At 63.6% G+C, this 8,049-nt stretch carries 9 protein-coding genes; 8 read left to right on the top strand and 1 reads right to left on the bottom strand.

Annotation, left to right across the window (positions count from 1 at the left end):
• Positions 1 to 65 precede the first annotated feature (65 nt).
• The 7 genes from DSX2_RS10910 to mtnP all read left to right on the top strand — a co-directional run bounded on the left by DSX2_RS10910 (position 66) and on the right by mtnP (position 6,579).
• The gene (locus DSX2_RS10910) at positions 66 to 1,619 is read left to right on the top strand and encodes an ABC transporter ATP-binding protein (protein WP_052014751.1); all 1,554 of its coding nucleotides are present in this window, start codon (positions 66 to 68) and stop codon (positions 1,617 to 1,619) included.
• Positions 1,616 to 2,713: an ABC transporter permease gene (locus DSX2_RS10905; protein WP_020881093.1), complete on the top strand. Its 1,098-nt coding sequence runs from the start codon at positions 1,616 to 1,618 to the stop codon at positions 2,711 to 2,713. The genes DSX2_RS10910 and DSX2_RS10905 overlap by 4 nt, the downstream gene beginning before the upstream one ends.
• Positions 2,703 to 3,632 (top strand): ABC transporter permease, encoded by a 930-nt coding sequence (locus DSX2_RS10900; RefSeq protein ID WP_020881092.1) that lies wholly within the window; start codon positions 2,703 to 2,705, stop codon positions 3,630 to 3,632. Before DSX2_RS10905 ends, DSX2_RS10900 begins: the two co-directional genes overlap by 11 nt.
• 107 nt (positions 3,633 to 3,739) lie before the next feature.
• On the top strand, positions 3,740 to 4,648 hold the full coding sequence (locus tag DSX2_RS18350) for a hypothetical protein (protein WP_020881091.1): 909 nt from the start codon (positions 3,740 to 3,742) through the stop codon (positions 4,646 to 4,648).
• A gap of 107 nt (positions 4,649 to 4,755) precedes the next feature.
• Positions 4,756 to 5,145, top strand: a complete 390-nt coding sequence (locus DSX2_RS18345) for a hypothetical protein (RefSeq protein ID WP_152512923.1) — start codon at positions 4,756 to 4,758, stop codon at positions 5,143 to 5,145.
• Between the two features lie 152 nt (positions 5,146 to 5,297).
• Positions 5,298 to 5,819 carry an adenine phosphoribosyltransferase gene (locus DSX2_RS10895; protein WP_020881090.1) on the top strand — a complete coding sequence of 174 codons (522 nt, stop codon included), beginning with the start codon at positions 5,298 to 5,300 and terminating at the stop codon, positions 5,817 to 5,819.
• Between the two features lie 13 nt (positions 5,820 to 5,832).
• Positions 5,833 to 6,579 carry an S-methyl-5'-thioadenosine phosphorylase gene (mtnP, locus tag DSX2_RS10890; protein WP_020881089.1) on the top strand — a complete coding sequence of 249 codons (747 nt, stop codon included), beginning with the start codon at positions 5,833 to 5,835 and terminating at the stop codon, positions 6,577 to 6,579.
• A 59-nt stretch (positions 6,580 to 6,638) separates the two neighbouring features.
• Here mtnP and DSX2_RS10885 read toward each other — a convergent pair whose 3' ends face one another.
• On the bottom strand, positions 6,639 to 6,878 hold the full coding sequence (locus DSX2_RS10885) for a GlsB/YeaQ/YmgE family stress response membrane protein (RefSeq protein ID WP_020881088.1): 240 nt from the start codon (positions 6,876 to 6,878) through the stop codon (positions 6,639 to 6,641).
• 128 nt (positions 6,879 to 7,006) lie between these two features.
• On the opposite strand from DSX2_RS10885, the gene DSX2_RS10880 reads away from it, so the two are divergent.
• The gene (locus DSX2_RS10880) at positions 7,007 to 8,005 is read left to right on the top strand and encodes an NAD(P)H-dependent glycerol-3-phosphate dehydrogenase (protein ID WP_020881087.1); all 999 of its coding nucleotides are present in this window, start codon (positions 7,007 to 7,009) and stop codon (positions 8,003 to 8,005) included.
• Positions 8,006 to 8,049 lie beyond the last annotated feature (44 nt).

The raw sequence follows: 8,049 nt of genomic DNA, 5'->3' as shown, positions 1-8,049 counted from the left end.
GGTCCTTCTCCCCCTCCCCGACCCCCTCCCTCTCTTCCCCCAAAACTTTTTGCTATTTTAAGATCATGGAAGAAGAGATCAGGAACGTCCCGCGCGGCGAGCCCGTGCTGTCCTGCCGCGGCCTGACCAAGCGCTTCGGCCCGGTCGTGGCCAACCGCGACGTGGACCTGGACGTCTACCCCGGCCGCGTGCACGCCCTGCTGGGCGAGAACGGCGCGGGCAAGTCCACCCTCATGTCCGTGTTCGCGGGCCGCTACCGGCCGGACGGCGGCACCATACGCGTGCGCGGGCGCGAGGCGCGCTTCGCCTCCCCGCGCGACGCGCAGGATTCGGGCATCGGCATGGTCTACCAGCGCTTCATGCTCGTGGAGTCCATGAGCGTGGCCGAGAACGTGCGCCTGGCCGCGCCGGGGCTCAAGGCCGCCGAGATCGCCTCCCTGGGCGAGCGCTACGGCCTGGCCGTGGATCCGCACCGCCTGGTGGCCGACCTCTCCATGGGCGAGCGCCAGCGCGTGGAGATCCTGAAGCTTCTGGCCCGCAAGGCCGACATCCTCATCTTCGACGAGCCCACGGCCATCCTCGCCCCGGCCGAGGTCGAGTCCCTCTTCGCCGTGCTCCGCGCCCTGCGCGCCGAGGGCAAGGCCATCGTGCTCATCACCCACAAGCTCGAAGAGGTCCTGGCCCTGGCCGACGACATCTCCATCCTGCGTCGGGGCCGCACCGTGGCCGCGGGCATGACCCAGGACCAGGTGCCGAGCCCGCGCGAGCTTGCCCGCCTCATGGTCGGCCGCGAGGTGCTGCTCTCCGTGGACAAGCCGCCGCTCGACGCCGCGGCGGCCGAGGGCTCCACGGTGCTCGCCGTGCGCGGCCTCGCGGGCTCGGACGAGTCCGGCCGCGCCTCCTTCTCCGGCGTCGGGTTTTCCGTGCGCCAAGGCGAGATCCTGGCCGTGGTCGGCGTGGCGGGCAACGGGCAGGACGCCCTGGCCCGCTGCCTTGCGGGTTTGGGCGGCGGCCGCGCGGGCGAGATCGAGTTCTGCGGCGCCGTGACCCCCGCCTCGGCCTGGCGCGGCGCGCCCGGCCTGGCCTACGTGCCCGAGGACCGGCACGGCGCGGGCAGCGTGGCCGCCATGACCCTGGCCGAGAACGCGCTGCTCACGGACCGCGAGTCCGGCCCGCTGCTCCATATTTCGCGCGGCGAGGCCGTGGTGCGCGATGCCATGGAAACTTACGGTCTCAAGGCCACCGGCCCGGACGACCTGGCTGGCTCGCTCTCCGGCGGCAACCTGCAGAAGCTCATCCTGGCGCGCGAACTCGCGCGCGGGCCGCGCCTGCTCCTGGCCGAGCAGCCGACCCAGGGGCTGGACCTCGCCGCCACCGAGGACGTCTGGCACGCGCTCCTCGACCTGCGCAGCCACGCCGCGGTCCTGCTCTTCACCGGCGACCTCAAGGAGGCCCTCTCCCTGGCCGACCGCATCGCCGTCATCTTCCGCGGCCGCATCCTGGACGTGCTCGACGCCTCGGCCGACGAGACCATCGAGCGCGTGGGCCTGCTCATGGCCGGAGTCGGCCGGGCGGGCGTGCGGAACAGGGACCAGTCCCAGGCAGGGGGCACGGCATGAGCCTCCTGCGCATAGTCCCCCGCGAGCGGCCCCTGGGCCCGCTCTTCAGCCTTTCCCTGGCCCTGGCCGCGGCCCTGGCGCTCGGCTGGATCATCTTCAGCGCGCTGGGCGTGGCCCCGGGCACGGCCTATCTGGCCATGGCCCAGGGCGCCTTCGGCTCCATGCAGGCCGTCTCGGAGATCCTGGTCAAGGCCACGCCGCTCATGCTCTGCGGCCTGGCCGTGGCCGTGGCCGCGCAGATGCTGCTGTGGAACGTGGGCTGCGAGGGGCAGCTGGTCATGGGCGGTGTCTTCGCCGCGGGCACGGCGCTCTTCTGGGGCAGCGGCCTGCCCGCGCCCGTGCTCGTGCCCCTCGAGCTCTGCATGGGCATGGTCGGCGGCGCGCTCTGGGCGCTCGTCCCGGCCGCGCTCAAGGCCTGGGGCAAGGTCAGCGAGATCCTGACCACGCTGCTGCTGAACTACGTGGCCGTGATCCTGCTCGAGCAGCTCTACTACGGCCCCTGGCGCGACCCGGCGGGCTTCGGCTTCCCCGGCACGGCCGAACTGCCAGACGCCGCCATCCTGCCCAGGCTCTGGCCCTCGGTCCTCGGCCGCGTGCACCTCGGCCTGCTCCTGGCGCTCCTCTTCGCGCCGCTGCTTTTCTGGATCCTGCGCCGCACGCGCTTCGGCTTCTCCGTGCGCGTCATCGGGCTCTCCGAGAAGGCCGCGCGCTACGCGCGCCTCTCCATCCCCCTGCGCACCCTGGCCGTGCTCTGCTTCTCCGGCGCCCTGGCCGGGCTCGCGGGCGCGGGCGAGGTGGCGGGCATCCATCAGCGCCTGCAGGAGGGCCTGGCCGTGGGCATCGGCTACGACGGCATCATCGTGGCCTGGCTCGCGCGCGGCAGCCCGCTGGGCGTGCCCCTGGCCGCGGCCGCGCTCGGCGCGCTCTTCGTGGGCGCGGACCAGCTCCAGACCTCGCTCGGCCTGCCCTCCAGCATCGGCCAGGTGCTCGAGGCCGCGCTCCTCTTCGGCTACCTGGCGGGTGAGTTCCTCTCGCGCCACCGCCTCGAGTTCGGCGCGCGGCAGGCCGCCTCCGGAGGCTCCGATGTTCACTGACCTCGCCTTCCTGGCCCAGATCGCGGTCAAGTCCTCGGTCGCCGTGGCCCTGGCCTCGCTCGGCGAGCTCCTGGCCGAGCGCTCCGGCGTCCTGAACCTCGGCGTGGAAGGCATGATGCTCATGGGCGCGCTCACCGGCTTCGCCGCCTCCCTGGCCACGGGCAGCCCCTGGCTCGGCGTGGCCGCGGCCATGCTCGTGGGCCTGGCCATGGCCGCGCTCTACGCCTTCTTCGCCGTGGGGCTGCGCGCCAACCAGGTCCTGGCCGGGCTCTCCCTGACCATCCTCGGCATGGGGCTCTCGAACTTCCTCGGCCGCTCCCTGGTCGGCCAGGTCGGCCCGCGCTTCCTGACCTACGCCGTGCCCGGCCTCGCCGAGATCCCCGTGGTCGGGCAGATATTCTTCCGCCAGAGCGCCCTGGCCTACGTGGCCTACGCGCTCGTGCCCGTGGTCTGGTGGCTGCTCGCGCGCACCCGCGCCGGGCTCGCCGTGCGCGCCTGCGGCCAGGGCGCGGCAGCGGCCGACGCCGCCGGGGTGAACGTGGCCCGCGTGCGCTTTTTGTGCACCTGCGCGGGCGGGCTGCTTGCGGGCGCGGGCGGCGCCTATCTCTCCCTGGCCTACACGCCCGGCTGGGCCAACGGCATGACCGGGGGCCAGGGGTGGATCGCCGTGGCCATGGTCATCTTCGCGGCCTGGCATCCGGGCCGCGCCTTCGGCGGGGCCATGCTCTTCGGCCTGCTGCAGGCCCTGCAGTTCTGGTTCCAGGCCACGGGCCAGGAGCTCATCCCGGCCTACGTCCTGCGCATGCTGCCCTACCTCATGACCATCGCCGTGCTGGCCGTGGTCCAGGGCAGCCCGAAACTGCGCCGTCGCTCGGGCGCCCCCGCCGAGCTCGGCACGCCGTTCAGCAGGGGAGGCTGAAGAAAATATAAGTAAAAGAGTATGTATTAGTTTGCAATTTGACAAAGGTAAGGGAGGTGAAATATACTTAAAGAAGTATAAATAGCTGTATTCAACAGGAGTTGCGAATGGACGTTGTTTTTCAGGCGTTCCAGTGGAATCTTCCGTCCCCCGATTTTTCTTCAGAAAAACTTCTTGATTTCATTAGCAAAGAAAACGGTTGGGTGTTTGGTCAGCGCTATTTCTATGCTGTTCCTTTGGATAATTGCTGGGCAGGCCTTGTCCTAACAGTTAGAGACGCGAAGAGGTTTGCAACATTAGAGAAAAAAGGTGAACAAATTATAGTAACATCCCGACAGCTTGAAGAAGGTTCAATGATTACAGATTTTAATTTTTTTGTTTTCTGTCAAGGTGCAAATTTTGGAATTTATCAACACTACAATAAATCATGTTCCCTCAATCAGTTTAATTTGATTGTTAAAAAATTTTATAATGAAAGAAGAGAAGTAGTGAAAAAAAATATAGAGGAAAATGTGGTTGATAGAAAAATTAGAGATGAAAAACTTCGAAATTTATCGAAAAAATTTACATACTCAATTATAGAAAGACCAGGACATTTTCATGAACGGATTGGAAAACTTAAAGATATAAAATCTGTAGAGTATGAATATTTAACATTTGAGCAAAATGAAAATAGATATGTTCCATTGTCTGGTGTCGCTAAGAGAATAAGGCATCATGTCAGCCTTTCAAAGGCAATCAATGCGCGCGAGAAACTTGCTGAGGCTGTAGATTTTTTTAAGGAAAAGGTATTTAAAAAAGCTCTGGTGAAAGGGATTGATCCTGAGAATAATGAAATTGTATATAAGCTAGTAAATGATTTCGATAGAATTGCAGAATTTGATTATGATGATCTAGTAGTTGCCTTGGCATTTAATTCGAGTGATATCGTGAAGTCTATCAGCGAAAATTTGATTGTGAAGAGGTTGCGACATGAGATTTTCAATGTTGAAAAGCTAATCATTTCATTAATATGAATCGGGTATTTTGTACTTGTATACTATTGTGGCTGACTTTGTCAGCCACAATTTTTTATGCAGCAAGAATGTATGACGTTAATGTATATTGTATTTATGAAAAATACATGAGGCATTATTTCTTTACCGCATTTTTAACTGCTGGTAGCTTTATTCTTTCGTTGATAACTATGATGCTTTTCAACCTTCAATCTAGGTTGTTTGATAGCAAACTTTATATAGAGAGACATGAAAAGCATGTTGCAATGACAAAATCAAAACAAAAAAGATATGATCCGTTGATTAATCTTGGAACTTTGCTCTTGATATGCGTAGGATTTTGCCTTGCAAGCTCTATTATTCAAATTTCATTTGGCTTCATTCATTCAAACCTAGTTGCGACATTGTGTATGTCTATTGCATTTGTAACACTTCTTCTCATTATTTATACATGGCTGAAAGTTTATGCAACAATACAAGTGTGGTTTGAAATACTTAACAAAGATAAGGATGAGTGACAGAAGAATTTTTCATTCGCCAGAGTTCATCTTCTCTCCTTTTAAGCTTGCTCCCGCCAACTTGAGCATCTTTGGCTCCTAGCCTTTTCAATCCGACCCTTCCGGGCTATAAACCCGCCCGGACAAAAATCCGTTTCGCAAGGAGCACGCCCATGGACCTGCGCGCACGCATCCGGGACATCCCCAACTATCCCAAGGACGGCATCGTCTTCTTCGACATCACGCCGCTGCTCTCCGACCCCTCGGCCTTCAAGTACGCCGTGGACCAGCTCGCCGAGCGCTTCGCCGATACCGGCGCCACCAAGATCGCGGCGGCCGAGGCCCGCGGCTTCATCTTCGCCGCGCCCCTGGCCTACAAGATGAGCCTGCCCTTCGTGCCCCTGCGCAAGCCCGGCAAGCTTCCCTGGAAGACCATGTCCGTGACCTACGATCTGGAGTACGGTACCGACACGCTGTGCATGCACGTGGACGCCATCACCCAGGGCGACAAGGTGCTGCTCATCGACGACCTGCTGGCCACCGGCGGCACGGTGCACGGCATGATCAAGATGGTCGAGCAGGCCAAGGCCTCCATCGCGGGGCTCGGCTTCGTCATCGAGCTCGGCTTCCTGCGCGGCGGCGAGACCCTGCGCGAGGCGGGCTTCGACCACACCTGTCTTCTGAACATCTCCTAACAGGGAGGCGGACATGGCCAGGATCGGCATCATCGGCGGCAGCGGACTGGACGACCCGGACATCCTGAAGGAGCCGCGCGACGTGGAGGCGACCACGCCCTACGGCCCGCCCAACTCCACCCTGCGCCACGGCACGATCGCGGGCCGCGAGGTGGTGCTGCTGGCGCGGCACGGCCGCAGCCACACCACCCCGCCCACCCAGGTCAACTACCGGGCCAACATCCTCGCGCTCAAGGAGGCGGGCTGCAGCCACATCCTGGCGACCACCGCCGTGGGCTCGCTGCGCGAGGAGATCGGACGCGGCGACCTGGTCATCCTCGACCAGTTCATCGACTTCACCCGCCGCCGCTTCCTCTCGTTCCACGAGCGCTTCGAGCCGCACGCGCCCGTGCACACGCCCATGGCCGAGCCCTTCGACGAAAAGCTGCGCGGCCTGCTGAACGCGGCCTGCGCCAAGCTCGGCTTCCCGCACCACGAGCGCGGCACCGTGGTGACCATCGAGGGCCCCCGCTTCTCCACCCGCGCCGAGTCCAACATGTTCCGCATGTGGGGCGCGGACGTGATCAACATGTCCATCGCCACGGAGTGCGCCCTGGCCGCCGAGGCGGGCGTGCCCTACGCGGCCGTGGCCATGTCCACGGACTACGACTGCTGGAAGACCGACGAGGCCCCCGTGACCTGGGAGGAGATCCTGCGCATCTTCCGCCAAAACGCGGACCGCGTGACCGCGGTGCTCAGCGAGGTCATCGCCGGGCTCTAGCCCGGACGGGCCGTCCGGCGCCCGCCACCGGGACGGGCGCCGGGCCTGGCTTCATCGCTTCATCGCCGCAGCAGCGAAAGCAGCCAGAGCAGCACTATGGCGCCGACCGTGGCCGTGACCAGGCTGCCGATCAGGCTGTAGGTGTGGATGCCCAGCACGCCGAAGAGGAAGCCGCCGACCAGCGCGCCGATGACGCCCACGATCAGGTTGCCGCCCAGGCCGAACCCGCCGCCGCGCATGATCTTTCCGGCCAGCCAGCCCGCGCACAACCCGATGATCAGAAACCAGATGATACCCATGTCGGACCTCCGAGGTTTTTCCGCGAGTATGCCATGCCGGGAAAAAAACGCAACGCGGCGCGGCCTTGCCAAGGGTTCCGGCCGAGGCTATCCTCCGAATGCCTGAACGATTCCCCTAAGGAGACGCCATGCGATTCGCCGTCATCGGCGCCGGCAGCTGGGGCACGGCCCTGGCGGACCTTCTGGCCTCCAGCGGCCACGACGTCCGCCTCTGGGTGCGCGAGCCCTCGCTCCTGTCCGCCATCCGCAGCACCGGAGAGAACACCTGGTACATGCCGGGCGTGCAGCTCGACCCGAGCATCCAGTATTCCGTGGACGCCGCCCATGTGCTGGACGGCGCCGAGTGCTGCCTCTTCGTCGTGCCCAGCCAGTTCCTGCGCTTCTCCCTGGGGGTCATGAAGACCCACCTGCCCAAGAAGCCCGTCATCGTCACGGCCAGCAAGGGCATCGAGCTCGGCAGCCTGGCCACCATGTCCGAGGTCGTGGAGCAGACGCTCGGGGCGCTGAAGCCCCGCTTCGCCATGCTCTCCGGACCGAGCTTCGCCTATGAGGTCGTGCGCCGCATGCCCACGGCCGTGTCGCTCGGCTGCGCCGGGAAGAAGGTCGGCAAGGAGCTCCAGGCCGCCTTCTCCTGCGGCTCGTTCCGCGTCTACCTGAACGAGGACGTGCGCGGCGTGGAGCTCGGCGGCGCCATCAAGAACGTCATCGCCATCGCCGCGGGCATCTCCGACGGCCTGGGCTTCGGCTCCAACGCCCGCGCCGCCCTCATCACCCGCGGCCTGGCCGAGATGACCCGCCTGGGCGTGGCCATGGGCGCCAAGGCCCATACCTTCATGGGGCTGTCCGGCATGGGCGACCTCGTGCTCACCTGCACCGGCGAGCTCTCGCGCAACCGCCAGGTCGGCCTGCGCCTGGGCAAGGGCCAGAAGCTCCTCGAAATCCTCGAAAGCATGAAGATGGTCGCCGAAGGCGTGAAGACCACAGAGGCCGTCTACCAGCTCGGCCAGCGCCACGCCATCGACCTGCCCATCACCACCATGGTCTACAGGGTCCTGAACGAGAACAAGGACGCCTCCGAGGCCGTGCGCGAGCTCATGTCGCGCGCCTTGAAAGACGAGACCAGCTAGATATTCCCTGCCGGAGGATGCCTCCGGCGGGCAGGGGGGGGGGG

Source organism: Desulfovibrio sp. X2 (assembly GCF_000422205.1).
Taxonomy (GTDB): domain Bacteria; phylum Desulfobacterota; class Desulfovibrionia; order Desulfovibrionales; family Desulfovibrionaceae; genus Alkalidesulfovibrio.
The sequence above is the reverse complement of the archived record's forward strand: the minus strand, read 5'-3'. Positions and strand labels throughout refer to the sequence as shown.